The 25,681-nt window shown below is 63.9% G+C and carries 22 protein-coding genes; 12 read left to right on the forward strand and 10 right to left on the reverse strand.

Annotation, left to right across the window (positions count from 1 at the left end; translation table 11 throughout):
- The first annotated feature begins 46 nt into the window (after positions 1-46).
- A complete protein-coding gene (locus OW493_RS02235) occupies positions 47-1,009 on the forward strand; it encodes a DMT family transporter (protein ID WP_289863102.1) in 963 nt (320 codons plus the stop codon).
- A gap of 81 nt (positions 1,010-1,090) precedes the next feature.
- Here OW493_RS02235 and OW493_RS02240 read toward each other — a convergent pair whose 3' ends face one another.
- The 3 genes from OW493_RS02240 to OW493_RS02250 all read right to left on the reverse strand — a co-directional run bounded on the left by OW493_RS02240 (position 1,091) and on the right by OW493_RS02250 (position 3,895).
- Complete coding sequence (locus OW493_RS02240; RefSeq protein ID WP_289863103.1) at positions 1,091-1,795, reverse strand: OmpW family outer membrane protein; 705 nt, start codon at positions 1,793-1,795, stop codon at positions 1,091-1,093.
- A gap of 278 nt (positions 1,796-2,073) precedes the next feature.
- Positions 2,074-2,667 (reverse strand): OmpW family outer membrane protein, encoded by a 594-nt coding sequence (locus OW493_RS02245; protein ID WP_065392614.1) that lies wholly within the window; start codon positions 2,665-2,667, stop codon positions 2,074-2,076.
- A 364-nt stretch (positions 2,668-3,031) separates the two neighbouring features.
- Entirely contained in the window at positions 3,032-3,895 is an 864-nt protein-coding gene (locus OW493_RS02250) for a lipopolysaccharide kinase InaA family protein (RefSeq protein ID WP_289863104.1), read from the reverse strand.
- A 556-nt stretch (positions 3,896-4,451) separates the two neighbouring features.
- Between OW493_RS02250 and OW493_RS02255 the strand changes: the two genes are divergently transcribed.
- The 10 genes from OW493_RS02255 to OW493_RS02300 all read left to right on the forward strand — a co-directional run bounded on the left by OW493_RS02255 (position 4,452) and on the right by OW493_RS02300 (position 14,608).
- Complete coding sequence (locus OW493_RS02255) at positions 4,452-6,053, forward strand: cytochrome ubiquinol oxidase subunit I (protein ID WP_084209032.1); 1,602 nt, start codon at positions 4,452-4,454, stop codon at positions 6,051-6,053.
- A gap of 6 nt (positions 6,054-6,059) precedes the next feature.
- Entirely contained in the window at positions 6,060-7,193 is a 1,134-nt protein-coding gene (gene cydB / locus OW493_RS02260) for a cytochrome d ubiquinol oxidase subunit II (protein WP_289863107.1), read from the forward strand.
- 90 nt (positions 7,194-7,283) lie between these two features.
- Positions 7,284-7,385 carry a cytochrome bd-I oxidase subunit CydX gene (gene cydX / locus OW493_RS02265; protein WP_024951692.1) on the forward strand — a complete coding sequence of 34 codons (102 nt, stop codon included), beginning with the start codon at positions 7,284-7,286 and terminating at the stop codon, positions 7,383-7,385.
- Between the two features lie 58 nt (positions 7,386-7,443).
- Positions 7,444-7,746, forward strand: coding sequence for a cyd operon YbgE family protein (locus OW493_RS02270; RefSeq protein ID WP_167593034.1), 303 nt, complete (start codon positions 7,444-7,446; stop codon positions 7,744-7,746).
- Positions 7,747-8,256: 510 nt separating this feature from the next.
- The gene (locus tag OW493_RS02275; RefSeq protein WP_289863110.1) at positions 8,257-9,363 is read left to right on the forward strand and encodes a glycosyltransferase family 2 protein; all 1,107 of its coding nucleotides are present in this window, start codon (positions 8,257-8,259) and stop codon (positions 9,361-9,363) included.
- On the forward strand, positions 9,353-9,772 hold the full coding sequence (locus tag OW493_RS02280; protein WP_084209029.1) for a GtrA family protein: 420 nt from the start codon (positions 9,353-9,355) through the stop codon (positions 9,770-9,772). The genes OW493_RS02275 and OW493_RS02280 overlap by 11 nt, the downstream gene beginning before the upstream one ends.
- A 5-nt stretch (positions 9,773-9,777) precedes the next feature.
- Entirely contained in the window at positions 9,778-10,989 is a 1,212-nt protein-coding gene (locus OW493_RS02285; protein WP_191236748.1) for a hypothetical protein, read from the forward strand.
- Positions 10,964-11,689 carry a hypothetical protein gene (locus OW493_RS02290; RefSeq protein ID WP_289863111.1) on the forward strand — a complete coding sequence of 242 codons (726 nt, stop codon included), beginning with the start codon at positions 10,964-10,966 and terminating at the stop codon, positions 11,687-11,689. The genes OW493_RS02285 and OW493_RS02290 overlap by 26 nt, the downstream gene beginning before the upstream one ends.
- A 186-nt stretch (positions 11,690-11,875) precedes the next feature.
- A complete protein-coding gene (locus OW493_RS02295) occupies positions 11,876-12,715 on the forward strand; it encodes a mechanosensitive ion channel domain-containing protein (RefSeq protein WP_240499561.1) in 840 nt (279 codons plus the stop codon).
- A gap of 159 nt (positions 12,716-12,874) precedes the next feature.
- The gene (locus OW493_RS02300; RefSeq protein WP_289863244.1) at positions 12,875-14,608 is read left to right on the forward strand and encodes a glucosyltransferase domain-containing protein; all 1,734 of its coding nucleotides are present in this window, start codon (positions 12,875-12,877) and stop codon (positions 14,606-14,608) included.
- 114 nt (positions 14,609-14,722) lie between these two features.
- On the opposite strand, the gene putP is transcribed toward OW493_RS02300, so the two are convergent.
- The 4 genes from putP to OW493_RS02320 all read right to left on the reverse strand — a co-directional run bounded on the left by putP (position 14,723) and on the right by OW493_RS02320 (position 21,497).
- Positions 14,723-16,204 carry a sodium/proline symporter PutP gene (gene putP / locus OW493_RS02305; protein WP_077372611.1) on the reverse strand — a complete coding sequence of 494 codons (1,482 nt, stop codon included), beginning with the start codon at positions 16,202-16,204 and terminating at the stop codon, positions 14,723-14,725.
- 470 nt (positions 16,205-16,674) lie between these two features.
- On the reverse strand, positions 16,675-19,872 hold the full coding sequence (gene putA / locus OW493_RS02310) for a bifunctional proline dehydrogenase/L-glutamate gamma-semialdehyde dehydrogenase PutA (protein ID WP_289863245.1): 3,198 nt from the start codon (positions 19,870-19,872) through the stop codon (positions 16,675-16,677).
- Positions 19,873-20,373: 501 nt separating this feature from the next.
- Positions 20,374-21,132, reverse strand: a complete 759-nt coding sequence (locus OW493_RS02315) for an AraC family transcriptional regulator (protein WP_077372614.1) — start codon at positions 21,130-21,132, stop codon at positions 20,374-20,376.
- Entirely contained in the window at positions 21,132-21,497 is a 366-nt protein-coding gene (locus OW493_RS02320) for a hypothetical protein (RefSeq protein ID WP_077372617.1), read from the reverse strand. Before OW493_RS02320 ends, OW493_RS02315 begins: the two co-directional genes overlap by 1 nt.
- 178 nt (positions 21,498-21,675) lie before the next feature.
- On the opposite strand from OW493_RS02320, the gene OW493_RS02325 reads away from it, so the two are divergent.
- Positions 21,676-22,344, forward strand: a complete 669-nt coding sequence (locus OW493_RS02325) for a helix-turn-helix domain-containing protein (RefSeq protein ID WP_289863113.1) — start codon at positions 21,676-21,678, stop codon at positions 22,342-22,344.
- A 91-nt stretch (positions 22,345-22,435) separates the two neighbouring features.
- Here the strand turns inward: OW493_RS02325 and OW493_RS02330 are convergent, their stop codons facing one another.
- The 3 genes from OW493_RS02330 to OW493_RS02340 are packed head-to-tail and all read right to left on the reverse strand — an operon-like array spanning position 22,436 to position 25,379.
- A complete protein-coding gene (locus OW493_RS02330) occupies positions 22,436-23,956 on the reverse strand; it encodes a tripartite tricarboxylate transporter permease (protein WP_077372623.1) in 1,521 nt (506 codons plus the stop codon).
- Positions 23,956-24,393: a tripartite tricarboxylate transporter TctB family protein gene (locus OW493_RS02335; protein ID WP_077372626.1), complete on the reverse strand. Its 438-nt coding sequence runs from the start codon at positions 24,391-24,393 to the stop codon at positions 23,956-23,958. Before OW493_RS02335 ends, OW493_RS02330 begins: the two co-directional genes overlap by 1 nt.
- Complete coding sequence (locus OW493_RS02340) at positions 24,393-25,379, reverse strand: tripartite tricarboxylate transporter substrate-binding protein (RefSeq protein WP_084209024.1); 987 nt, start codon at positions 25,377-25,379, stop codon at positions 24,393-24,395. Before OW493_RS02340 ends, OW493_RS02335 begins: the two co-directional genes overlap by 1 nt.
- Positions 25,380-25,681: the final 302 nt, after the last annotated feature.

The following is a 25,681-nucleotide window of genomic DNA, read 5'->3' on the forward strand; positions in this document are numbered from 1 at the left end:
CCTCGGGACAGTGAGGTCCCGTCTCTCGTGCTATGGAGTCAATCTGATGTGGATGCCGTTGACCTTCGTCTTCCTGTTCGCCACCGGGTTCATCGCCGCACGTTTCGGCACCCTGGATGCTGAGCCTTTCACGCTGCTGCTGGTGCGCAGTCTGCTGGTACTGCCGGTGCTGGGGCTGATCCTGTGGATACGCCGCAAGCCGCGCCAGTGGGGGCAGCGCCATGACAAGCTGGCTCAGATGGGCATCGGCATGCTGTTGCACGGCGCCTATCTGGGTGGCGTGTTCGCGGCGGTCAAGGCCGGGCTGCCCGCGGGGCTGACGGCCTTGCTGGTCAGCCTGCACCCTCTGGTGACGGCTGCGCTGTCACTGCCGCTGTTCGGTATCCGTCTGGGCGCCAGGCAGTGGCTGGGGCTGGGGTGTGGCGCGATTGGCGTCAGTCTGGTGCTGGGGGCGGGCGTGCTTCAGGGGGCAGGCGCCGCAAGCGCCACGCTCGAGTGGCCGATGATCGGCCTGCTGTGGTGTCTGGTGGCGCTCATCGGCGTGTCCAGCTCGACGCTGTGGCAGAAGCGTGTCGGTGGTCGGATGGGGCTGGTGGAGGGGCTGGTATTCCAGTATCTGGGAGCGGGCTGTGTCTTCCTCATCGCAGCCAGCAGCGTAGGTAGCTTCGCCTTCGACCCGACGCCTCGTCTGCTGCTGACCCTCGCCTGGCTGGTGATCGCCATCTCGGTGGGTGCCATCTGGTTGCTGATGCTGATGCTCGAACGTGGCGAGGCCCACCAGGTCGCACGTACCTTCTTCCTGGTGCCACCGTGTGCCGCGCTGATGGCCTGGTGGCTGTTCGATGAGCAGTGGACCGCCTTGATGATGGTGGGAGCGGCGCTGGTCGTGCTGGGACTGGTGCTGGATCGCCCCCGTCCGGGCAAGGTAGCCAGGGCGCCGGCTGACGACACGTCGCCGTCAGCGCCCGAGACGTCGGCACCGAGCAGCGGGCAGGCCGCCTCGCGCTGATTCACCCTGAAAGCACAACGCCCCGCCGGCCCGTGATGGGCTGGCGGGGCGTTGTCGTCAGTGGCCAGTCAGATGCGCGACTCAGAAGCGATAGCTGATACCGGCCATGGTCACGATCGGGTCGATCTCGACCTTGTCGTTGACGCTGCCCGCCACGGTGACATCGGAATCGATAGCCAGATACCAGGCAGCGACGTTGGCCGCCCAATGCTCATTGATGACCAGGTCGACACCGATCTGTGCGGCCGCGCCCCAGCTGTCATCCATCTCGAGCTTGGTGCCGTCATCGAGGGTTTCGTCGGAGAAGTGGGTGTAATTGACGCCTGCACCGATGTACGGCTGGATGCGGGAGTCACGTCCACCGAGGGGGTAGTACTGCAGTGTCAGGGTCGGTGGCAGATGATCGACGGAGCCGGCCTTCTGGCCGTTCAGCGAGATGTCATGCTCGAAATTCTGCGCGGCCAGCAGCTCGATCCCCAGGGTATCGGTGAAGCGATACCCCAGAGTGAAGGCGAAGGCGCTGTCATCATCGACGTCCACGTCGGCACCGATGGCATCGATGCGACCGTTGTCGCTCTTAGGCGAGACCTTGGCGACACCCGCACGCGTCCAGAACTGGCCGGCACCATAATCGAGGTTCTCGAGGCCTGAGGCGGTCGACGAGAACGGCGCAGCGACAGCCGACGTGGCAGTCAGCGTGAGCGCGGCCGTGATCGCCGCCATGCGCAGCGGGCGTGAAGAGGACCGGCAGAAGGAGAAGGGCAAGAAGGACTGTGCGGCTGACATGTTCGCTCCCGAAGTGACAGGGGGTGAGAAAGGAGATGTCAGTCTAGGAGCTCATGTCGCCGAAAAATTGATCCATGACAAGGGTTTGCCGTCATGTACGACAAGGGTCCGTCACACTTGATTCAAATCAAGTTCCGTCTGTCTCGCCGACTGTCCGCGCATGCAAGAACGCCGCAGGCCCTGAGGCCTGCGGCGTTCTTGTGCGTCGTCAATGAGGCAAGGGGATCACCCCTGATGCGTCATGGCTCGGCGCGGCTCGTCAGTGCGTGTTTCAGCACTTAGAAGCGGTAGGTGACACCGGCACCGACGGTGACCGGGTCCAGCTCGGTGTCGTTCACGTCCTGGCCGTTGATCTTGGTGTCGGCCTTGACGTCAGCGTAACGAGCGAAGCCATTGACGGCCCAGGATTCGTTGATGTTGAGGTCAACACCCAGCTCGGCAGCAGCGCCGTAGCTGTCGTCGATGTCCATGCTCTGGCCACCGGCAGACTCACCGGAGAAGTGGGTGTAGTTCAGGCCGACGCCAGCGTAAGGCTGAACGCGAGCTTCGGTACCGCCCAGCGGGTAGTACTGCAGCATCAGGTTGATCGGCATCTGATCGAAGCCACCGTCGCTGTTTTTCCAGTCGGTGCTGAATGCTTCAGTGGACTGCAGAGCAACTGCCAGGTTGTCGTGGAACATGTAGCCCACGGAGCCGGCGAAACCGGATTCATCCTTGGCGATCAGGCCATTGCCGTTGTTGCTCTTGCCGTCGACCTTGGCAACGCCGCCGCGCAGGAAGATGTCGCCCTTGCCGTAGGCCAGTGCAGATTGTGCACCCATTGCCATGGTGCCGGCGATGACGGTAGCAGTCAGGATCTTGATGGTTTTCATGTGATGTTCTCCTTGAAGCTTGTGGCCTCGGGGGCTTCCTGTCGGCGGTGCCTGGCGAACTCGGGGGATGTACCGAGTGTGGCAAGGCTGCCTTGTTCAGGGGACGAGATGAACTATAAAAAACACTGTTCTTTTTGGCAAGCATTTTTTTAGAACAATGTTTGAAAACATATTTGACGTCTTGTTAGCGGATGTTACCGATTATTTCAGAAAAGGTGCATGTCTCGAGGATGAGACTGGAGGTGGCGCAGGACAGCGACAGGGCCGTTCATTTTCACGACAGATTCATGAGACGTTGGTCGTAGGCGGCTCGTGAGGTGAGCGCATGCTACGCAATGCGTGATGCGCCCACCAGTGTGGGAATTCAGCGACGCTTGCGCTGGGCACGTGCTTCAAGCTCGTTGAGCCATCGACTGACCTCGTCACTCTGCGCGGGACAGTCGAGGTAGACGGCCAGAAACTCTCGCCACTCCGCTGCCTGCCAGGCCTTGAGGCGGCGCCACAACACGTAGAGGTCGCGCTGGCACTCGTGACGGCGCAGCACGAAGCGTCGGGTCTTCTCCAGGTCGATGATGACGGCATCCATCTGTTCCTGCATGGCGCTGGTACCGTCGGCGGCGGGCTGTGGGCGGCTGAGGAACAGATGCTTGGGGAACAGGCAGCCGTGCATCATGCCGGCCTGATGAATCTGTCGCACGAGACGTGCGCTGGCAGTGATGACTTGCGTGCGTCGGGTATCGTCCAGCGCCGGCCAGCGTGCATGCCAGTGGTCCAGATCATCGCGGCCGTCGAGATCGAAGGTGATCAGGATGGCGCGCCACTCCTTGCCGGTGCGGCGCTCGCCATACCAGCCGGCATCCACCGAAGGAATGCCCAGCGCGTGATAGTGGCGGATGGCACGCCACTCGCGCGAGAAGGTCGGCTCGCCCAGTGGGCGTGACAGGCTGCGGCCCAGATGGTTGGTCTGGCGCTTGAGGTAGAGGCGATGTGTCTGGCCCTGCTCGTCCTCGAGAGTGAGCAGCGAGACCGTCGAGGTGCCTCCGCGCTCACGGTTAGGGGCATCAACGTCCTGGGCGGCCACGTGCCACAGGGCCTCGAACCGGTTCAGGCCGTGGTAATCCAGCAGATTCCCCAGGGCGGGGTCACAGTAGTCGGCATGGCCACGGGGCGCCGTGGCACGTGGGCCCCGAGAGGCGCTGGACAGGGAGTGGCGGGAAAAGGAGGTCATGGCAAGTTCACGAGCGAAAGAGGGGAGGTGGGTCACGGGCAATCCCTGCCGCAGGACCCAGCGATGGATCGCCCTATGATAGTTAGCCTGCTGGTGAAGTGATAGTCGCTGATCGGCAACTCCTGTGTCTGCGCATTCAACACGCGTCGCAGGATTGTCCGAGCCGTGCATGGCTGCTGTCGTGCAGGCCCGTGCTCTGTGGCGTGTGGTGGAAGGTCGCAGGTGTCGCGCAGGTGCGCAGGAAGAGCGTTGAGAGGCCGCTGGCGGTCCACTGCGCGCCAGCCCAGCAATGATGCGGGCCATGGACGTTTCCGCTGTCAGCTCATGGGCTTGCGATCCCCGCAGGCGGCGCTTGCCGGAGTGCGGCTGCGACAACCTGTCATCTGGAGCCTGTCGCGAGAGGGCAGAGAATGTCCGACCAAGGTCTTGGTACCACGGTGCCATTGCCTGTGCGCTTTCCGGCGGGAGTCGGGGGGGGAGACTGCCCCCGACGTCGGTGGCAAGCGCATGCAGAGACGGCAGTCTGGCCGTTCGTCTTATCGCAAAGGGGTTAGACATGATCTCCGATACCGTAGTGGAGCTGTCGCGGTTCCAGTTTGGCATGACCGCGCTCTATCACTTCCTGTTCGTCCCGTTGACCATCGGCATGGCCTTCCTGCTGGCCATCATGGAATCCCTGTATGTGATGACCGGCAAGCAGGTCTACCAGGACATGACCAAGTTCTGGGGCAAGCTGTTCGGCATCAACTTCGCGCTCGGTGTCGCCACCGGCCTGACGATGGAGTTCCAGTTCGGCACCAACTGGGCCTATTACTCGCATTACGTCGGCGACATCTTCGGTGCGCCGCTGGCCATCGAGGGCCTGGTGGCCTTCTTCCTCGAATCCACCTTCGTCGGGCTGTTCTTCTTCGGCTGGGACCGCCTGAGCAAGCGTCAGCACCTGATGGTGACCTGGCTTGTCGCCTTCGGCTCCAACTTCTCGGCGCTGTGGATCCTGATCGCCAATGGCTGGATGCAGAATCCGGTCGGGGCGGCCTTCAACTTCGAGACCATGCGCATGGAGCTGACCAGCTTCGCGGATGTCATCTTCAATCCGGTCGCCCAGGCCAAGTTCGTGCATACCGTGTCGGCAGGTTACGTGACCGGCGCCATGTTCGTGCTCGGTATCAGCGCCTTCTACCTGCTCAAGGGGCGGGATCTGGGCTTCGCCAAGCGCAGCTTCGCCATCGCCGCGGCCTTCGGACTGTTCTCAGTGGCCTCGGTCATCGTGCTGGGCGATGAGTCCGGTTATGAGGTGGGCGACGTGCAGAAGGCCAAGATGGCCGCCATCGAGGCGATGTGGGAGACCGAGCCGGCGCCGGCGTCCTTCACGCTGATCGGTCTGCCCAACGAGGAGACCCAGCACACCGATTACGGCATCCACATTCCCTATGTGATGGGGCTGATCGGTACGCGCTCGCTGGATACCGAGATTCCGGGCATCAAGGAGCTGACCGAGGAGCACCGCGGACGCATCGTCAATGGCATGCAGGCCTATGATCTGCTTCAGCAGCTGCGGGAGGGTCAGGACGATATCGCGACCCGCAAGGCCTTCGATGCCGTCAAGCAGGATCTCGGTTACGGCATGCTGCTCAAGCGCTATGTCGAGACGCCCTCCGATGCCACGCCGGAGATGATCGACAAGGCCGCGGCCGACTCGATCCCCCCGGTGGCACCGATGTTCTTCTCGTTCCGGATCATGGTCGCCTGTGGCATGGCGATGCTCGCGATCTTCATCGTCGCGGTATGGATGAGTGCCAAGCATCGCTTCGATGTGCGCCCCTTCCTGTGGATCTGCCTGTTGTCGATCCCGCTGCCGTTCATCGCGGTGGAGACCGGCTGGTTCGTGGCCGAATTCGGGCGTCAGCCCTGGGCGGTCGGAGAGATTCTGCCGACCTTCATGGCGGCCTCGAGCCTGGATGAGTCGGATCTGTGGTGGTCCATCGGTGGCTTCCTGGCCTTCTACAGCCTGTTCTTCGTCATCGAGATGTGGCTGATGTTCCACTTCGCGCGCAAGGGACCCTCTTCCCTGCATACCGGCCGCTATCACTTCGAGCGCGGCGCCCTGCGAGACGACGAGGGCATGTCGCTCAATCCTTCGCTGTCATTCAAGGAGTAATGGATCATGTGGGATTACGAGATCCTCAAGCTGTTCTGGTGGGTGGCGGTGGGTCTGCTGCTGATCGGCTTCGTCATCACCGATGGCATGGACATGGGCGCGGCGATGCTGATGCCGCTGGTCAGTCGCAGTGACAGCGAACGGCGCGTGGTGATCAACACGCTGGCGCCGCACTGGGATGGCAATCAGGTATGGCTGGTCACCGCCATCGGTGCCGTCTTCGCGGTGTGGCCGGTGGTCTATGGCGCGGCGTTCTCCAGCTTCTATTTCGCGATGCTGACCATCCTGTTCTCGCTGTTCTTCCGCCCGCTGGGCTTTGACTATCGCTCCAAGCTCGAGAGCCCCCAATGGCGGGGCTGGTGGGACCGCGGCATCGTCGCCGGCAGCCTGATTCCCACTGCCTTCTTCGGGCTGATCTTCGGCAATCTGCTGCAGGGCGTGCCACTGGAAGTCGATCAGTACATGCGTGCCAGCTACGACGGCAGCTATCTCGGGCTGTTCAATCCCTTCGCGTTGCTGTGTGCGGCGCTGTCCGTCGTGATGGTGATGCTGCATGGCGGTACCTGGCTGGTGGCGCGTGCCGATGACGCCGTGGCGGCGCGCAGTGCGCGTCTGGTGCAGCCGCTGGGACTGCTTTCGCTCGGGCTGTTTGGCCTGGGCGGACTGTGGGTGTGGTTGTCCGGCATGGGCTACAGCATCGACCAGATGGGCGATACCGGCACGGCGCTAAAGCTGCTGGACAAGCAGGTCGGCCCCGGCAGCTGGATGGATGTCTACGCGCGTGAGCCGCTGACGTTGTTCGCGCCCTTGGGCGCCGTGGCGGGTATCGTCACCGCGATGTGGCTCTCGGCCAGACGTCAGGGCGGGGCAGCCTTCACGGCCAGTTCCGTCGGGGTCGGCGGTGTGGTCGCCACCGCAGGCATCAGCATGTTCCCGTTCATCGTGCCGTCCTCGCGCATGGGCGAGGCCAGCCTGACGCTGTGGGATTCGGTCTCCAGCGAGCTGACACTGTCCATCGTCACCGTAGCGGGGCTGGTGATGGTGCCGACCATCATCCTCTACACCACCTGGTGCTACGTGAAGATGTGGCGGCGCGTCACGGTGAGTCACGTCGAGCAGGACGGACACAGTCTGTACTGAGGCAGGCAGCCGACGCTGCAACCGCTTTTCCCGTACGCTTCATAATTGCATCATTGGGCGAGGGCACCGCCCTCGCCGGGAGACGACTTCATGTGGTATTTCGCCTGGATTCTCGGTGTACTGCTGGCCTGCTTCGCGGGCATCATCAATGCATTGTGGCTTGAGCAGACTCACACCTTTGACGATGATTGAGGCAGGCGGCCTCAACGATGCTTCTGCGCCGCCGACCGTTCTGATCAAGGAGAGCTCGATGTCACGACCCTGGTACGCCTCACGACCACCGGCCTGGTGCCGAACTCGCCCTGCCCATCTGGCCTCGCTGCTGCTGTCTGCCATGGTGGCCATCTGGATGCTGCTGGGGCCGGATGCCATCGCCTCGATGGCCACCGGGCCGCGCTATCTGATGCTGCTGATCGCGCTGTGGGGGCTGGGGGCCGGCTTCACGCATGGGGTCGGTCTGGTGCCGCGTCATGCCACGCGCGCCTGGCTGCTGGGCGCACCGCTGAGCTGGTGTCTGCTGCTGATCACCCTGATCGCCCTGAGCATGAGCTAGCCACTGCGATGCCTTGAAAGTCCCGAGAGGGGTCACTCCATGAGTGGCCCCTCTTGCGTTGGGGGGGGGGGGCGGCGCGAGAAGTGTCACCGAGGAGGCAAGCGAGCCCTTCTTGAGCGGCAGCGACATGCGATATCGCTTTACATCCCGCCAGTCCGCGCCCTATAACGCCAGTGCAACCGCGTGAGAGGGGGCCTGGAGGTCACCGCGATTCGCTCATGCCCTTGGCCCATGCCCTGGGCTTGTGCATCCGGGCGTGGTGGGCCAGGCGTCATTGCAATCCCTCCTGCGAGCCCCACCTAACACAAGAGACCCCCTGTGCGCCCGAGCGTGCTGTCGTGGGGGTATGGCTGGGCGACCGATATCAACAACAATGGTTCACGAGCGATATCCAGACCGCTCTTCGAGGAGGAAGGCATGCGATCATCCGTTGACTCTGCCCGCGGTTCGGCCCGCGGACCCGAGGGAAGCAGGCCGTCCACGGCGTCTGCTGGTTATATCCCGCGCGACATGACACGGCGCCAATCAGGCGACTGGGTGCTGTCGCTGGTGGTGCCGGTGATGAATGAAGAGGAGACGGTCGCGCCGTTTCTTGCCGCCATCGATGCCACCCTGGCAGCGCAGGTACCGCACCTGGAAATCCTGTTCGTCGACGATGGCTCCAGCGATGCCACCCTGGCGCGCCTGGAAGCTGCCGCGGCCGATGATTCACGTATTCGTTATCTGAGCCTGACACGCAACTTCGGCAAGGAAGCGGCCATGAGCGCCGGCATCGAGCAGGCGCGAGGCGATGCCATCGTGCCGATGGATGTCGACCTGCAGGACCCGCCCGAGGTGATACTCGAATTCATCACCCAGTGGCAGGCCGGCTACGACATGGTCTATGGCGTTCGCGCCGCGCGTGATGAAGACACCGCCACCAAGCGCAAGACGGCAGGATGGTTCTATCGCATCTTCAATCGCCTGACATTTACCGAGATTCCACGGGACGCCGGGGATTTCCGACTGCTGGATCGTCGGGTCGTCGAGGCGTTGCGCCGCATGCCGGAGCGCAACCGTTTCATGAAGGGACTGTTCTCCTGGCCCGGTTATCGCTCGGTTGGCGTCACCTATCAGCGCCCGGCGCGGACCGCCGGCACGACCAAGTTCAACTACTGGAAGCTGTGGAACTTCGCCCTGGACGGCGTGGTGAGCTTCTCGACCTGGCCGCTGCGGGTCTGGACCTACCTCGGCGCGTGCATCGCGGGGCTGTCCTTCCTCTACATCCTCGTCATCATCAGCAAGACGGTGCTGTTCGGCATTGATGCCCCGGGGTATGCGTCCCTGATGATCGCGGTGCTGTTCTTCGGCGGCATGCAGCTGATTTCCATCGGCGTGCTGGGCGAATATCTCGGGCGCCTGTTCATGGAGACCAAGCAGCGGCCGCTGTATCTGATCGATCACGACAGCCTGCAGGATGGCCCCGGTGGCGCTACCTCGCCGGACAGCGGGCTGGACAGCGGCCTCAGCACGGCGCGGGTCTTGCGCGGACAGCGTGACCGTGAGGCCAGTCGCCGCCGTGAATCCTGTCAGAGTGCCGAGCCTGACATGACGCGAGGAGACTCGCGTGAGGGATGATGCCACGTCACGCCAGACGTCCAGCACCGCAGAGCGGGCACGACAGGAAGCCGGCACCGCCACCCGTTTCGGTCTGGTGGGGCTGGCCGCCACGGGGGTGCACCTCGCGGTCGCCGCGTTGATGCTGTTTCTCTGGCCACCGCTCAATGAATTCATCGCCAATATCGTGGCCTTCTGTGTGGCCTTCCAGGTCTCGCTGGTGGGGCATCGACGTCTGACCTTCAAGCGACAGGGCAGCGCCTGGCGGTTCGCGCTGGTGGCGGCCAGCGGCTTCGCGCTCAACAACGGGCTGCTGGCCGTTCTGATCCAGGGGCTCGGCATGAGCGGCTTCGTGGCCATCGCGATCGCGACGCTCTCGGTACCCGTCGTGACCTATCTGGCATCACGACTCTGGGCCTTCAAGGAATGAGCCTCATGAACGACAGCACTGCCGTGAAGGCCGAGCGGATGGGCAAGGGGCGGCTGGCGGCCCTGGGGGCCGCGTTGATCGCCGAGACGCCATCGCCGAGCGAGGCGCTGGTGCGCGCACGCACCGCCAGCATTCCCTGGGCACATATCCTGCTGGCACTGGTGATCACGCGGCTTGCGTGGCTGGCCATCGCCGCCCATGGCGATCAAAGCTACCTGCATGCCATGGCCCAGTTCGATGGCAGCTGGTTCAAGGGCATCATGACCCGTGGCTACGATGTCGAAGCCCGGGGCATGAGCGACGGTGATGCCGCCAACTGGGCCTTCTTTCCGCTCTATCCTGCCCTGTTGTGGCTGGTGACGCTGGGCGGCCAGCTCGACCCGGAGCTGATGGGCGTACTGCTGAGCAATGTGCTGCTGGCGGCGGCCTTGGGGCTGGGGTGTCGCTATCTTGCCATCACGCGCCCTGATGCCTCGCCGCTGCTGTTCGTGTGGCTGGTCGCCAGCATGCCGTACAGCTTCTATTTCAGTGCGCTGTACTCGGAATCGCTGTTCTGGCTGTTGTGTCTCGCGTCCCTGATCGACTGGCGCTGTCAGCGCACCGGACGGGTGATGCTGTGGACGTTGCTGCTGTCGATGACACGGGCCACCGGGGTGTTCTGGGTCATCGCCATGGGCATCGAGCTGCTGGCGCGTCTGCGTCTGGCGGCCTTCGCCGAGCTGTGGCGCCGCCCCGACTGGCTGTTGATCGGCGTGATGGGGCCGCTGGGGCTGTTTCTGTTCATGGCGGTGCTCTACCACCAGACGGGCGATGCGCTGGCCTTCAGTCACGTGCAGATCTCCTGGGGCCGCGAGATGGGAAATCCCATCGTCAATCTGGTGCAGGGGCTGGGGTACTGGTTCACGGCGCCGGAAACGCTCCGGCCCGCCTGGCAGGCCAGCATGGCGCTGATCGGCATCGCGTTGATCGGCTGGCTGGGCCTGCAGCGGCGCTGGCTGGAGATGGGCCTGGCGGCGTTCACCCTGTTCATTCCGCTGGCCACGGGGCTGGATGCCATCCCGCGTTACCTGATCGGCATGCCGGTGTTTGTGCTGGCGCTGCTGGATCTGCTCACGCGCCTCCCGAGCCGACTTGCCTGGGGGCTGGTCGCCCTGGGCGCGCTTTTCAACCTCTGGCTGGTGGAGAACTGGTATGACGCCGCATTCTGGCTCGTCTGATGTGAGTGCGGACCTCTCCGCCACTTCGGGAGGGCGTGCCGACGCGCGTTACGGCGTGCCGACCCGCTTGAGCCGGCGGCGTCTCTGGCTATTGCTGGCAACGGCCGCCGTGCTGGCCTTCGAACTCTGCATGCTGTGGCTGGCACGCACCCCTCAGGTGGATGACCACTACCGACGCTACTTCATCGAACACGCCACCACCTGCTATCGCCCGATGGGCGAGGTACCGGTTCTCGCCTTGGGCGAGCGCTATCCCGTGCGCAAGGGGGAGCCGCTTGGCAACTGCGGCGTGCTGTGGGAAGGATTTTATTCGCCCAAGGAGGATCGGCCGGTCAGTGCTCGCCAGGCGCAGGTGGGTCTGCGTCTGAAGGTCACGCCGGGCCTCAGGCAGCCGGTCGTGGTGGCACTCGCGCTGTCACGCTATCCCGATGACGCCGAACTCCGCCCGGTGGAGGTGTGGGGGGAAGGCGAGCTGTTGGCCCGCTGGCCGGTGGGCGGTCGTCAGGCCAGCCACGAGGTGGAGGTGCCGGAGCAGTTGATCCAGCCGGACGGCAGCCTGCATCTGACGCTCAAGGGGCCGCCGCCCATTGCCCCGCGGGATGTCGGGATCGATGGCAACAAGTTTCCCGTCGGCCTGCGCCTGGATAGCGTGATGTTGCGCTCGACCCTGGGGCTGACGCCGCCCGACAGTGCTCCATGACCCTGACCGGCGGCGCGCGATGGCACTGACGCGGCGACGATAGTCAGGTAAATTGTGCGCGCGGCAACGTGAATGATCCGTCCGACCGAGCGGCAGTTCGCCTGATGGTGAACGGCTCGCGTCCTATCAAGAGAAAGCGCCCGGTAGTCAGTGACTGTCATCGCAAGGGGCTTACAAGGAGTTAGTGTGGATTTTCTGAATGCCATTCCCATGGAAACCGACCAGTTGTTCGAGCTGGCGTTGTGGTGGGGCGGGACCCTGTTGTCAGCACTGGCCGTGCTGGTGTTCGGGATGTGGGTGGCCAAGCGTCTGACCCGCTGGGTCACCTCGCTGTTGCAGCGCAAGAGCATGGACGAGGCAGCAGCAGGCTTCGTCGGTCAGATCGCCTACGCGATTCTGGTGGTCATGGTGCTGCTGACCGCGCTGGATCAGGTGGGGGTCGATACCACGTCGATGATCGCGGCGCTGGGTGCGGCGGGTCTGGCCATCGGTCTGGCACTGCAGAGCTCACTGTCCAATCTGGCCTCGGGCTTCCTGCTGGTGACGCTGCGTCCGTTCAAGAAGGGCGATTACATCGAGGCCGCCGGGACGTCCGGCAGCGTCGACCAGATCACCATGCTGCAGACTCGTCTGGTGACGCCGGACAATCGCAAGGTCACCGTGCCCAACTCCAGCGTGATGTCCCAGACCATCACCAATTATTCGGCACTGCCGACACGTCGTCTGGATCTGGTGGTCGGGGTCAGCTATGACGACGACATCCGTCAGGTCAAGGCGGTGCTCGAGGAGCTGGTCAACAGCGACGAGCGCATCATGAAGGAGCCGTCCTACCTGATCGCCGTGGCGGAACTGGCCGACAGCTCGGTCAACTTCAACTTCCGCATGTGGTGCCAGGCCTCCGACTACTGGGCACTGAAGTGGGACATGACCGAGCGCATCAAGCTGACCTTCGATGAGCGCGGCATCAGCATCCCCTATCCGCAGCGCGATGTGCATATCCATCAGCCGGGCAGGGCGGCCGAGTAAGCCACCTGTCCTCGCGTGATGGCATGCCATGCCATGACATGCCGTGATATGGCACAAAAGAACGCCACCTTCGGGTGGCGTTTTTTTGTGGCGCGAGTCAGCTACTCTCGAGTGTGGCAGTGGTTCATCCTCCAGGACCGGGAGTGTCGTCTCTTGTACATGATCATGGATCTGACTCGTCGCCAACGTCGCCAGGCGTGGCGCCTTCTGCTTGCCAGCCTGGCCGTGCTCGGCATCGGGCTCGTGCCGCTGTTAAGCCAGCAGGCCCTCTATCTGGATGACATGAGTCGTACCCTGGATGGCTACTTCGGATGGGGGCTGAATGCCCGGCCGGCCGCGGAAGGCGTGATGCGCCTGCTGGGCTTCGGGGGAGAGCTTGTCAATGTCGCGCCCTTGCCGCAGCTGGCGGCCTGGGGCATCGCGGCCGGTATGGCGCTGGTCTGGTGGCGCCGGGTGCCGGGGCTCTCGCCGGGCGTCTGCGTGCTGGGCAATGCGCTCATCTGGCTGACACCCTTCACGCTGCAGAACTTCAGCTATGCCTACGACAGCCTGCCGATGAGTCTCGGGCTTGCCAGCGCGATGCTGGCCAGCCTGATCCTGCGCCCGGGTGTCCACGGGCCGGTGCAACGTTCGCAGCGCCGCTGGCAACCTTCATTGATGGCGCTGGGATTGCTGCTGCTGGCCCTGTGCTGCTACCAGCCGGCGCTGAACGCCTTTCTGGTACTGAGCCTGCTGGACGCCCTGATGGGGTCGCGCCCGCGCGGGGTCGAAAGGAGAGAGGCTGAAGAGAGAAATACCGAAGAGAGGAAGTTCGAAGAGGGAAAGACCGAACAGAGTGAATCTGTATGGCGCGCCTGGCTTGCGCTGCTGCAGCGCGGCGGACTGGTGCTGGCTGCCTTGCTGCTCTACCTGCCGCTGTCACGACTGCTGGTGGCGGGCGACTACAGCCAGCAGCACGGCGAGATGCTGTCGCTGGGGGATCTGCCGGCGCTGCTGGCCGCCTTGGAGCAGCATCTCGTACAGGCACTTGCCGCCCTGCGTGGCGGACTGGATCTCGTCAGCGGGGCACTGAGTGGCAGCCTGCTGGTGGTAGCGCTGGGGGCGGCGCTGATGACAGCAGGCCGGCGGCATGGCGCACGCCAGGTGTCCTCGCGCCAGCTGACGCTGGAGCGTCTGAGTCGTCTGCTGTGGGCGCTGCTGCTGATACCTGCACTGTGGGGGCCGATGCTGATGCTGGCGGAGCCGGTCTTTCACTCGCGCACCCTGGTGGGCTGGGGGGCACTGCTGGGCGGTGCCCTGATGCTGAGCCTGGCGGGCCGGCAGGCGAGAGCCTCCGAGCGCTTCACGCTGCGGCGCTGTCTGCTGGCGGTGGCGGCACTGCTGTTGCTGCGTCACTGGTTGATCTTCGCGGCCTGGAGCAATGCGCTGGCCGCCCAGCAGGCCCATGAGACCCAGCTGGCGCGTGAGATCGTCACCCAGGCACGTGAGCTGGGACTGCCGATCACCTCTCCACGTGACCGCGACACCTATCGGCCCGATGACGAGCTGGCGGTGCAGGTGCTGGGGAAGGCGCCGCTGGCACCGCTGGCGCGGGTCGCTGAGCGTCAGGTGCCCGCCGTGCGCCAGAACCTGATCGCCGCCTTCACGCCTGACAACTATTGGGCTGTGGTGAGATTGCGCATGGCCGGTGCCAGTGCGGCGACCCTGCTGCGCGATGATGAGCGCAAGGCCAGTATCAAGGAGCCGCCTGTCTGTGACGAGCGCGCGTCAGTGGATGCCCCGGGAGATGAGGGGGGATCGCCGAGAATCTTCACCCAGACCTTGCGGGAGGGTGTCTGGGTGATCGACTTTCGCACCGCCGAGAACTGTCGCCGAGCAGACGTGAGACCCTGACGTGCGTCCAGACGCTTGCCCAGGCGCTTGCCCAGACGCTTATCCAGACACGACAACGCCGCCCCGAGGGGCGGCGTTGTCGTGTCTCACGGCAGATCATGCTGCCGAGTTCGATCAGGCGTGGTTCTCGACCTGTTCGAATTCGTCGGTGATCTCATCGCTCGGCGCTGCGGTCATGATGCTGACCACGTAGATGGCGATGTAGGCGAAGATGACGCCCGGCACGATCTCGTAGAGGTCGAAGATGCCACCGGACAGCTGCTTCCAGACCACCACGGTCACGCCACCGACGATGATGCCGGCCAGAGCGCCGAAGCGGTTCATGCGACGCCAGTACAGCGACATGATCAGCGCCGGACCGAAGGCCGCGCCGAAGCCGGCCCAGGCGTAGGACACCAGGCCCAGTACGCTGGAGTTCGGGTCCAGTGCCAGCACCCACGCGATGATGGCGATGCCGATCACGGCGAAGCGACCGACCCACACCAGCTCGGACTGGGTCGCGTCCTTCTTGAACAGCGCCTTGTAGAAGTCATCGGCCAGCGCAGAGGAAGACACCAGCAGCTGGGAGTCGGCGGTGGACATCACGGCAGCCAGGATGGCGGCCAGCAGCACGCCGGCGACCGCCGGGTGGAAGATGAAGTTCACCATGACCATGAAGATCTTCTCGCTGTCGGCCAGATCCTTCGGCACATAGACGAGACCCAGCAGGCCGATGCAGATGGCGGCGAACAGCCCCAGGGCTGACCAGATGACGGCGATGGTGCGTGCGGTGCCGACATCCTTCTCGCTGCGGATGGCCGCGAAGCGCGCCAGGATGTGCGGCTGACCGAAGTAGCCCAGACCCCAGGCCAGTGACGAGATGATGCCGACCAGCGTCAGGGCTTCACCGGTGGAGGCGTCACGGAACCATTCCAGCAGCAGCGGGTTCTCGGCGGTGATGCGCGAGCTCGCTTCTGCCACGCCACCCATGTCGGTGAGCGCGACGATGGGCACCACGATCAGCGCGGCGGCCATCATCAGACCCTGGATGAGGTCGGTCCACGACACTGCGAGGAAGCCGCCGAAGAAGGTGTAGGACACGATGGCGATGGTGCCGACGGTCACGGCGATGGTGTAGTCGAGGCCGAAGACGGTCTCGAACAGCTTGCCGCCCGCCACCAGACCGGAGCTGGTGTAGAAGAGGAAGAACAGCAGGATGAAGACGGCCGAGATGACACGCAGCATCTTGGAGTTGTCGCGGAAGCGCTTCTCGAAGTAATCCGGCAGCGTCAGGGAGTCGCTGGCGACGAAGCTGTAGATACGCAGGCGCTTGGCGACGATCAGCCAGTTGAGCCAGGTACCGGCCAGCAGGCCGATGCCGATCCAAGCAGCGGACAGACCACTGAGGTAGGCCGCGCCCGGCAGGCCCAGCAGCAGCCAGCCGGACATGTCAGAGGCGCCGGCGGAAATCGCGGAGGTCCAGGGGCCCAGTGAGCGGCCGCCCAGGATGTAGTCCGACATGTTGGAGGTGCGCTTGTAGGCCAGCAGGCCGATGCCAAGCATCACCGCCAGATAGACGGCAAACGTGATGAGAATTGTGGGGCTATTTTCGACCATCGTGGAGTAAATCCTTTGCATTTATTGTTGTCGGACGTCGAGCGTTCCGATAATCCCGGAGGAGATGGCACCGCCTGGTGCATCACCGCCATGGCCCTGAGCACCTACCGAATGTCACCGTCCTGCAAGGGCTGGTGCCATTCTGTATATGTTCAGACTAGCGCATAAACGAATCATCTGAAGCCTCTCCGTCCCCGCATGTCGCCGTCGAATCAAGCAGGAGAACGGCAACGGACACCGCAGGGCACCTGGCAGGCAGGCCAGTCAATCGGCCTGTCTGCCAAGTGGCATCCCTGTCGGTGTCCGAAGCACACCCCCCGTGCTGCAGAGAGGGTGTGCCAGGCATCGTCCTGATGCCCATTGCCTGACTACTTCATGCACGTCCGGCATGCAGTCCTCTGTCAGGCGGGACCGATGCTACTCGTCGTGCGGGCCCGTCATGCCGAGCCCGTCACCGGCGATAGCGCCGATCATTCGTCGCCCATGGCCAGAAGAGACGCGTTGCCGCCGAGTGCCGTGGTGTTGATGGTACGGGTCTTCTCGGTGGCGAAACGGTGCAGGTAGTGGGGGCCGCCGGCTTTCGGACCGGTACCGGAGAAGCCCTGACCACCAAACGGCTGTACACCCACCACTGCGCCGATGATATTCCTGTTGACGTAGACATTACCAACACGAATTTTCTGTGCAACTGCATTAGCAAAACTTTCGTTTCGGGAATGCACACCGAAGGTCAGGCCATAGCCCAGGCCATTGATGGTATCGATGACCTTGTCGATATCGCCGCCTTTCCAGGTGGCGATGTGCAGGATCGGCCCGAACTGCTCGCTTTCCAGGCTGTCGATGCCGTCGATGCGCAGCGCGATCGGCGCGACGAAGGTGCCTTCGGCGGTGTGCGCCGGGTCCATGCTGGCTTCCGCCACCACGCGGCCCTGGGCACGATATTCCTCGATGTGCTTGAGCAGACCGGCACGTGCCTCTTCATCGATGACCGGGCCGACATCAGTGCCCAGATCGCGCGGATCGCCGATCTTCAGCTCATCCATCGCGCCCTTGAGCAGGCTGATGACGCGCTCGGCGACATCTTCCTGGACGTAGAGCACACGCAGGGCGGAACAGCGCTGCCCGGCGCTCTGGAAGGCGGACTGCACCACGTCATTGACGACCTGCTCCGGCAGGGCGGTGGAGTCGACGATCATGGCGTTGAGGCCACCGGTCTCGGCGATCAGACTCGGCAGCGGGGCATTTTCACGTGCCGCCAGAGAGCGGTTGATGATCTGGGCGGTCTGGGTGGAGCCGGTGAAGCAGACGCCGGTGATGCGCGGGTCGCTGGAGAGCACGCTGCCCACGGTCGGGCCATCGCCCGGCAGCAGCTGCACGACATCCCGCGGCATGCCGGCTTCACGCAGTAGCTCGACGACACGGTGCGCGACCAGCGAGGTCTGCTCGGCCGGTTTGGCGACCACGGTGTTACCGGTGACGGCCGCGGCGACCATCTGACCGCAGAAGATCGCGACCGGGAAGTTCCAGGGGCTGATGCAGGCGAACACGCCCTTGCCGCCCAGCACGATCTCGTTGTGCTCGCCGGTCGGGCCACGCAGGACGGTGGGGGCACCGAAGTCGGCACGCGCACGGTTGGCGTAGTAGCGGCAGAAGTCGACGGCTTCGCGAATCTCGGCGATGCCATCGGTCAGAAGCTTGCCGCCCTCTCGGGAGCACAGGGTCATCAGCTCCGCGGTATGGGCTTCCATCAGATCGCCAAAGCGCTCGAGGATGGCAGCACGCTCCTCGACCGGGGTCATCTCCCAGCGCGGGAAGGCGGCCCAGGCGGCGTCGATGGCGCGGGAGGCTTCATCGGCGCTGGTCCACTGCACGTGGCCCACGGTGACGCGGCGATCGAACGGGCAGGTCACGGCTTGACGTCGTTCGGCATTGGCGTCGACATCGAAGGCCAGCTGCGGACGCACGTCATAGGTGCTGTCCATGAACCTGGCCATCTCGTCCATCAGCGGCTGGTACTGGCTGTTGATGTTCAGATTGATGCCGCGTGAGTTGCGACGGCCCTCGCCATAGATATGCGGCGGCAGGGCGATACGCGGATTGTGGTAGCTCTTGAACTGGGAGAGCGTGGTGACCGGGTGAACGCACAGGCTCTCGACCGGCACGCGCGGGTCGACCAGCTGGTGGACGAACGAGGAGTTGGCGCCGTTCTCCAGCAGGCGACGCACCAGGTAGGGGAGCAGGTCCTTGTGGGCACCGACCGGCGCATAGATACGGCACCAGGTCCCTTCGGGAGCGCGCTTGAGGGCGGCGTCGTACAGCGCCTCGCCCATGCCGTGCAGACGCTGGAATTCGAACTGGCGCGTCTCGCCTGAGTTGGCCACGTCCAGAATGGTGCTGATGGTGTGAGCGTTGTGGGTCGCGAACTGCGGATAGATGCGGCCACGGGTGTTCTCGGACAGCAGGAAGCGCACGCAGGCCAGATAGCTGACATCGGTGGAGGCCTTGCGGGTGAAGACCGGATAACCGTCGACCCCCAGCTCCTGGGATTCCTTGATCTCGCTGTCCCAGTAGGCGCCCTTGACCAGGCGCAGCGGGATCTCATCACCCTGCAGGTCGGCGATGCGGTTCAGATACTGAAGCGTCGGCAGAGCGCGGGTGGAGTAGGCCTGCACCACCAGACCGAACTTGCCCCAGCCGCGGCAGGTGTCGCTCTCGTAGACGGCGCGGAAGACTTCCAGCGACAGCTCGAGGCGATCGACCTCTTCGGCATCGATGGTGATGGCGACTTCCAGCTCGCGCGCGATGCTGACCAGTTCGCGCACGCTGGCGACCAGCTCTTCCAGAATCTGCTCGCGACGGCCGAATTCATAACGCGGGTGCAGGGCGGACAGCTTGATGGAGACCGACGGTGACGGCGTCGCGGCCTTCAGCTTGCGAGAGGTCTCGCCCACGGTGCGAATGGCGCGCGCGTAGTCATCGAAGTAGCCCTTGGCATCGGCACGCGTGCAGGCGGCTTCGCCGAGCATGTCGTAGGAGTAGGTGTAGCCCTTCTCGAACTGCGGCTGGGAGCGCTTGAGCGCTTCCTTGATGTCACGGCCCAGCACGAACTGCTTGCCCATGATCTTCATGGCCTGATACATGGCGCGACGGATGACCGGCTCGCCCATGCGGTTGACCATGCGATTGATGAAGGTCGCCGGCTTGCCGTCATTCTTGGGCAGATCCATCTTGATGACGTTGCCGGTCATCAGAAGGCCCCAGGTGGAGGCATTGACGAACCAGGACTCGCTCTGGCCGAGGTGGGACTTCCAGTCGGCCACGCCCAGCTTGTCCTCGATCAGCGCATCGGCGGTGTCCTTGTCCGGAATGCGCAGCAGCGCCTCGGCCAGGCACATCAGCAGCACGCCTTCCTGGGTGTCGAGGCTGTATTGCTGCAGCAGCTCGTCGATGGAATCGACGGCGGTGTCCATGGTGCGAATCTCGCGGACAAGCTCCGCGGCCTTGTCACCGACACGCTTGATGTCGGCATCGTTGACGTCCAGCAGCTTGACCAGCTCAGCCACGAAACCATCTTCGTCGACCAGATAGTGGTCGCTGACCCGTGAGAACAGCTTGCTCGGATCGCGCTGCCAGGTATTCGGCGCCAGAATCTCGTCGGCACGCAGCACTGTCTCGCCCAGCGGGCAAGCGGTACGCGGCGTTTCCTTGAGGGAATCGGACGGCTGGGTAGTGGCCGGAACGGCCGGAGTGACGGTGGTCATTGAGCAAACCCCCTGCTGCTGGGTGGCATTACGCCAGATAGGATTGCCGGGCACGATGCGCGAAGGTGATGCGAGGCGCATCCGGGCGGGACATCGGCACGTCTTGTTGGATACCGGTGAATGTAGGGTGGTGCAGGGGGGCGGGTCTTTCCAATTTCTCGGCTGCGCGTGTCAAATCCACGGGCGTGGCGTGAAACCTGCCGCCATCTGCGACCTTCGTCGAAAAGCATGACGTCAATTGCTGTGAACTTGTTAGACCAAGGTCGGAGTGTCCTGTGTCAGATCCCTGCCGGTCACGCTCTAAGGACAGCGCCCCTGGCCGGGGCTTGCGTTCAGGGCTTGTGATCAGCGCTGGCGCTCAGCGCTTGTGGTCAGAGCTTGCGATCGGGAGACGCTGGGTGGGGGCGTTCAGGACTTGCGCAGTGCGGAAGGCGGGAAACCGAGGTGCTTGCGGAAGGCGTGCGAGAGTGCGCTCTGATTCGCGAAGCCGCAGCGCTCGGCAATCTGCGACAGGGAGAGGTCGCTGCTGTCCAGCAGATGGCGCGCTTCGTCCAGGCGGCGGCGCAGCAGGTACTGATAGGGCGAAAGCCCCGTCAACACGCGAAAGCGCTCACTGAAATGCTGTTCGGACAGGTGGGACTGACGTGCCAGATCCGCCACGCTCAGTCGGCGATGCAGGTTGGCATCGATGAAGCGGTTCAGGGCGACTAGATCCAGCTGGCGGCCGGTGCCGTTCAGGGCGCTCATCGGCTCGGCGATACGCGAGTTGAGACAGGCGAGGAAGGTGGCAGCCAGCAGGTCGCCGGGGGCCTGCTGATAATCATTGACCTCGGCGAGCATGAATTCCAGATAGCCGCGCAGCCGGGTATCCAGCGTGAAGAAGCGCGGGCGCTCGAACAGACGCTTCAGGTCACGATGCTGACCGGTCAGATAGGGCGCGTCATCCGGCAGGTCCAGAATCAACTGGCGATTCTCGCCGATGCCCGCGTAATAGTGCACGTGGTCTGCTGGCACGATACAGCCGGTCAGGGGGCGAATCTCGCCGCCCTGGCCTTCGATCTCGAATTCGGCCAGCCCATCCAGCCCGATCACCAGCTGGTGGTAGCTGTGATCATGGTGTTCCCGCAGGTTGGAAAGCGGGATCAGGCGCATCTCGCTGTTGACCATCAGGCGCGGGTCTCCGCCACGCCCGTGCGGGCGCGCAGGTGTCCCAGCAGGACGTTGAGTTCCTCACGCCCCTCGCGGGAGAACAACGCGCCGCCCTGCGCCAGTTGCCAGGGTCTGGCGTGCTTGTCGAAGATGCCCTGACAGCGGCGGCGCAGGCTTTCCAGATATTCATCATGACGAATCGGGTAGCCGATCACGCTATGCCACTCGTTCTCGTTGATCTCGCCGCTGACCGCCTGATCCAGCACGCGGGCGATATCACTGAAATCGGTACGAAATCGCGGCGTGCGCGACATCATGAGCAGAGCGACAGTGCCGACGCTGACGATCAGGCAGACCACGAAGGTAATGATGAAGATGGTCATGAGCGAACCTTGTGCGGGCAGAGCCGAGGGAATGATGGGGCATTCTACCACGCCTGTCCGGCACCATCGTCAGTCCGGCGTGTCGGGTGATGTTCTGTCTGGCAGAACGATATGGCATGATTCTCGCGACATCCGCAGGGTCATGAGTGACCCGTCCATCCAAGGGGAATGCCGAATCATGGCCAATCAACGCGTGGAAGCGGTCGAGCGTGCCTTGACCCTGCTGGAAGCCTTCACCCCCGAGACGCCTCGTCTGACGCTCAACGAGCTGGCCCAGGCCAGCGGTTTCTACAAGAGCACGATTCTGCGTCTGATGGGCTCGCTCGAGCATTTCGGCTACGTGGCGCGTGACAGCCATGGAATCTATGCCATCGGCGCGGCGCTGGGGCGCTTCGCCGAGCTGGCACCCGGACTCGATGCCCGCGAGACCCTGCAGCGTGGCTGGCTGGCACGCCTGCATGCGGCCAGTGGTGAGACGGCCAGCCTGCTGCTGGTCGAGCATGGCCCGGCTGCGCAGGCGCGTCCCGTCGAGGGGCTGACCCGCCCCCGGCAGGCGATCTGTCGCTATGTTCGCGTCAGTGAGGCGCCGCTGCGCCATCAGCTGGAGGAGGGGGAATGGATCGAGGAGGCGCTATCCGCCTTGCTGCATCACTGCATCGACAGTGGCGAGATCGAGGTCGGTGAGGCTGCGGGGCTGACGGTGGCAGCCCTGGCCGTGAGCGTCGCCCCGCATCACGATGAGGGCTTGGCCCCGGCGGAAGTCATCATGCTCAGCGGACCATCGGCTCGCCTGACGCCCGGTCAGGCACGGCAGCTGATGCAGGAGTGGCAGCAGAGCGCCAGGTGAGGAGGGGGGCTGGATGACACGACGCCCCCGCCGGGTAACCGGCGGGGGCGTCGTGTGGTTGGCCGTCTTCCCTTTGCAGGAAGCGCTTGCCTCAGGCGTCGGTGGCGGCCTTGGCGGCCCCCATGCGGCGACGCAGGATGGGGCCGACGATCACCGGCAGCAGCAGGCCGGCGATGGCGATGCACCACAGGGTCACGGCCAGCGGGCTGCCGATCAGGATGGTCCAGTCGCCGTCGGACAGCTGCATGGCGTGGCGCAGGTTCTTCTCCATCTCCGGGCCCAGCAGCATGCCCAGGATGACCGGTACCAGCGGGATGTCCAGCTTGCGCAGGAAGTAGCCGGCGACCCCGAAGGCGACCATGAAGTACAGGTCGAAGGCGGAGTGGCTGATGGAGTAGATGCCGACGAAGGCGACCATCGTCACCACCGGCAGCAGGTACTTGGGCGGCACGGACAGCAGCTTGACGAAGATGCCGACCATCGGAATGTTCATCAGCAGCAGGATGACGTTGCCGATCAGCAGTGCCGCGATCACGCCCCACACGATGTCACCGTGCTGGGAGAACATCAGCGGTCCCGGGGTGATGTTGAGCGAGATCAGCATCGCCAGCAGTACTGCAGTGGTACCGGAACCGGGCACGCCCAGTGTCAGCATCGGCACCAGGGCACCGGAGGCCGCCCCGTTGTTGCCGGCTTCCGGCGCGGCGACCCCACGCGGGTCCCCTTCACCGAAGTGACCTTTCTTGCCGATGATCTTCTTTTCCAGGGTGTAACTGATGAAGCTGCCCAGCGAGGCCCCGGCGCCCGGCAGCACGCCGGAAATGAAGCCCAGCACCCCGCCACGGAAGGCGGTCGGCAGGATGGCCACGATGTCCTTGAGCTTCAGGGTCATCTTGTTCATCGCGATCATCGCCTTGCCTTCCCCGGCGTGCTGCTCGATGAAGAACAGCAGTTCCGAGATGGCGAACAGACCGACGATGGCGATGATGAAGTCGATGCCTTCATACAGCTCGAGAATGTCGTAGGTGTAGCGCTGGGTGCCGGTGGAGGCATCGATGCCGACGGTGGCGATCATCAGGCCGATGGCCGCCGCCATCAGGGTCTTGACCGGGTTCTTGCCGGTGATGCCGCCCAGGGTGGCGAAGGCCAGCACGAACAGCGCGAAGTACTCCGCCGGGCCGAAGGTCAGCGCGAAGCTGGCCAGCCACGGCGCCATCACGATCAGGCCGATGGTGGCGATCAGGCTGCCGATGAAGGAGGCGATCGCCGAGATGGCCATCGCTTCGGCGGCCTTGCCCTTCTGGGCCATCGGATAGCCGTCGAGACAGGTCATCATCGCCGGCTCATCGCCCGGGATGTTGAGCAGGATCGAGGAGATGCGCCCGCCGTACATGGCACCGGCGTAGACCGAGGTCAGCAGGATCAGCGACGTCTCCGGGCTCAGGCCCAGGGTGAAGGCCAGCGGAATCAGGATGGCCACGCCATTGGCCGGGCCCAGACCCGGCAGGGCGCCGATCAAGGTACCGAGGAAGGCACCCAGCACGGCAAACATCAGATTTTCTGGCTGCAGGGCGATGCCGAAGCCCTGCATCAAGAAGCCAAGACTTTCCATTACGCCACCTCCAGAATGCCCAGCGGCAGTGGTAGCTCAAGCACGAAGTTGAACAGGGCGAAGACGACGATGCCGCCGACCAGTCCCGTGGCATAGGCCTTGAGCGGCGTGGCCCCCATGCGCCAGCACAGGGTGCCGACCGCAGCGGTGGTCGTGACGATGAAGCCCAGCGGCTCCAGCAGCGCGGTGTAGAGGCACAGGATCACGATCGCCAACACCATCTCGGCGCCGGTGCGGCTCCACGGCCAGTGCTGGTCAGGGTCAGGCCGCAGGATCAGGTACAGACTGCTCAGGCCCAGCACGATGGACAGCACGGTAGGGAAGGTTTCAGGACCGATGGACTCGGCCCCACCGAAGGGTTCGGGGAACTGCTGGGCACCCCAGCCGTACGCGACGGCCAGGGTGAGCATCAGCAGACCAAAGATGCGGTCATTCATCAGCGAATCAGCCCAATGTCCTTGGAGAGCGTCTGGATGTCCTTGATCTGTGCCTTCACGAAGGCATCAAACTCGGCACCCGATTTGTGGAACGGCATCAGGCCGCTCTTGGTCATCACGTCCTTCCATTCATCGCTGGTGTAGACGTTGTCCAATGTCGTGGTCCAGTACTGCTCGGCGTCATCGCTGATGTCGGCCGGCATGTAGAAGCCACGCCAGTTGGGCGCGACGGCATCGATCCCCTGCTCGCGTGCGGTGGGGACGTCAGCCAGCTTGCCCGGCAGGCGCTCTTCGGAGAGCACGGCCAGTACCTTCAGATCACCGGACTCCATGAAGCCCTGGATCTCGGAGATGTCACCGGTGAAGGCCTGCACGTGGCCGCCGACGACCTGGGTAATCGCCTCACCACCGTTGTTGTAGGACAGGTAGGAGACCTTGGGCAGGTTCTCGACACCGGCTGCCTGGGCGGCGATCAGCACCTTGAGGTGATCCCAGCCGCCTGCCGCACTGCCGCCGGCGAACTTGACGGATTTCGGGTCTTTCTTCAGCGCCTCCATCACCTCGCTCAAGGTGTTGTAGGGCGAGTCCTTGGAGACGGCGATGGCGCCGTAATCCGCGCCCAGTGCGCCGATCCAGTTGACCTGATCCTGATTCATGCCCGGGAACTGACCCTGAGCCAGACGCGTGGTGGTCGCGGTGGACGCGGCCACCAGCAGCTGCTCATCACCGGCGCGCTTGGAGACGGTATGGGCGAAGGCGACGCCACCACCGGCACCGGCCATGTTGATGGTCTGGACGTTGCCCGGCACGTATTCGAGATCAGACAGCAGCTTGCCGACGCTGCGGCAGGTGAAATCCCAGCCGCCGCCCGGGTCTGCCGGTGCGATGCAGTCGACCTTGCCCTTGGGCTCGAAGGCGAGGGCCTGGGCGGACATGGCGGTGACCACCGCGGCGGTCAGGAGTTTGAGAGACAGATGGCGTGTCATGGCGACCTCTGATGTCGTTGAGCTTGTTATTGGTATGCACTCTTTGCGCTGGCAGGACAGTGGCGGGCTTCGTCTCCCGGTTTCCTGTCAGCAACCTTACAGTTCTGTAAGGCAGAACTTTATTCTGTATGGTGAAATTAGTCCCCTCGGCCCTGCCTCGCAAGATCACCATTCGTCGCACCGACCTTGGTCGAAAGACGCCTCACTGCACCAGGACGGTGCATCGAAGGGACTTCGACGTTGTCCTGCTATCGGTCATGACGGCATGGCATGTCGTGAATGAGACCTCATGCGGCGTTGCA

Origin of the sequence: Cobetia sp. 14N.309.X.WAT.E.A4 (assembly GCF_030397495.1) — a bacterium.
Classification (GTDB): Bacteria; Pseudomonadota; Gammaproteobacteria; order Pseudomonadales; family Halomonadaceae; genus Cobetia; species Cobetia marina.

Bases quoted from the DNA above. Each gene is read 5' to 3' on its own strand.
- OW493_RS02250 (WP_289863104.1), bottom strand. From the start codon at position 3,895: ATGACCTCCTTTTCCCGCCACTCCCTGTCCAGCGCCTCTCGGGGCCCA.
- OW493_RS02340 (WP_084209024.1), bottom strand. From the start codon at position 25,379: ATGACACGCCATCTGTCTCTCAAACTCCTGACCGCCGCGGTGGTCACC.
- OW493_RS02300 (WP_289863244.1), top strand. From the start codon at position 12,875: ATGATCATGGATCTGACTCGTCGCCAACGTCGCCAGGCGTGGCGCCTT.
- OW493_RS02270 (WP_167593034.1), top strand. From the start codon at position 7,444: ATGTCACGACCCTGGTACGCCTCACGACCACCGGCCTGGTGCCGAACT.
- OW493_RS02235 (WP_289863102.1), top strand. From the start codon at position 47: ATGTGGATGCCGTTGACCTTCGTCTTCCTGTTCGCCACCGGGTTCATC.
- OW493_RS02320 (WP_077372617.1), bottom strand. From the start codon at position 21,497: ATGACCATCTTCATCATTACCTTCGTGGTCTGCCTGATCGTCAGCGTC.
- OW493_RS02290 (WP_289863111.1), top strand. From the start codon at position 10,964: ATGACGCCGCATTCTGGCTCGTCTGATGTGAGTGCGGACCTCTCCGCC.
- OW493_RS02335 (WP_077372626.1), bottom strand. From the start codon at position 24,393: ATGAATGACCGCATCTTTGGTCTGCTGATGCTCACCCTGGCCGTCGCG.
- OW493_RS02285 (WP_191236748.1), top strand. From the start codon at position 9,778: ATGAACGACAGCACTGCCGTGAAGGCCGAGCGGATGGGCAAGGGGCGG.
- OW493_RS02275 (WP_289863110.1), top strand. From the start codon at position 8,257: ATGACACGGCGCCAATCAGGCGACTGGGTGCTGTCGCTGGTGGTGCCG.
- cydB (WP_289863107.1), top strand. From the start codon at position 6,060: ATGTGGGATTACGAGATCCTCAAGCTGTTCTGGTGGGTGGCGGTGGGT.
- OW493_RS02245 (WP_065392614.1), bottom strand. From the start codon at position 2,667: ATGAAAACCATCAAGATCCTGACTGCTACCGTCATCGCCGGCACCATG.
- OW493_RS02315 (WP_077372614.1), bottom strand. From the start codon at position 21,132: ATGGTCAACAGCGAGATGCGCCTGATCCCGCTTTCCAACCTGCGGGAA.
- OW493_RS02240 (WP_289863103.1), bottom strand. From the start codon at position 1,795: ATGTCAGCCGCACAGTCCTTCTTGCCCTTCTCCTTCTGCCGGTCCTCT.
- putP (WP_077372611.1), bottom strand. From the start codon at position 16,204: ATGGTCGAAAATAGCCCCACAATTCTCATCACGTTTGCCGTCTATCTG.
- OW493_RS02325 (WP_289863113.1), top strand. From the start codon at position 21,676: ATGGCCAATCAACGCGTGGAAGCGGTCGAGCGTGCCTTGACCCTGCTG.
- cydX (WP_024951692.1), top strand. From the start codon at position 7,284: ATGTGGTATTTCGCCTGGATTCTCGGTGTACTGCTGGCCTGCTTCGCG.
- OW493_RS02255 (WP_084209032.1), top strand. From the start codon at position 4,452: ATGATCTCCGATACCGTAGTGGAGCTGTCGCGGTTCCAGTTTGGCATG.
- OW493_RS02330 (WP_077372623.1), bottom strand. From the start codon at position 23,956: ATGGAAAGTCTTGGCTTCTTGATGCAGGGCTTCGGCATCGCCCTGCAG.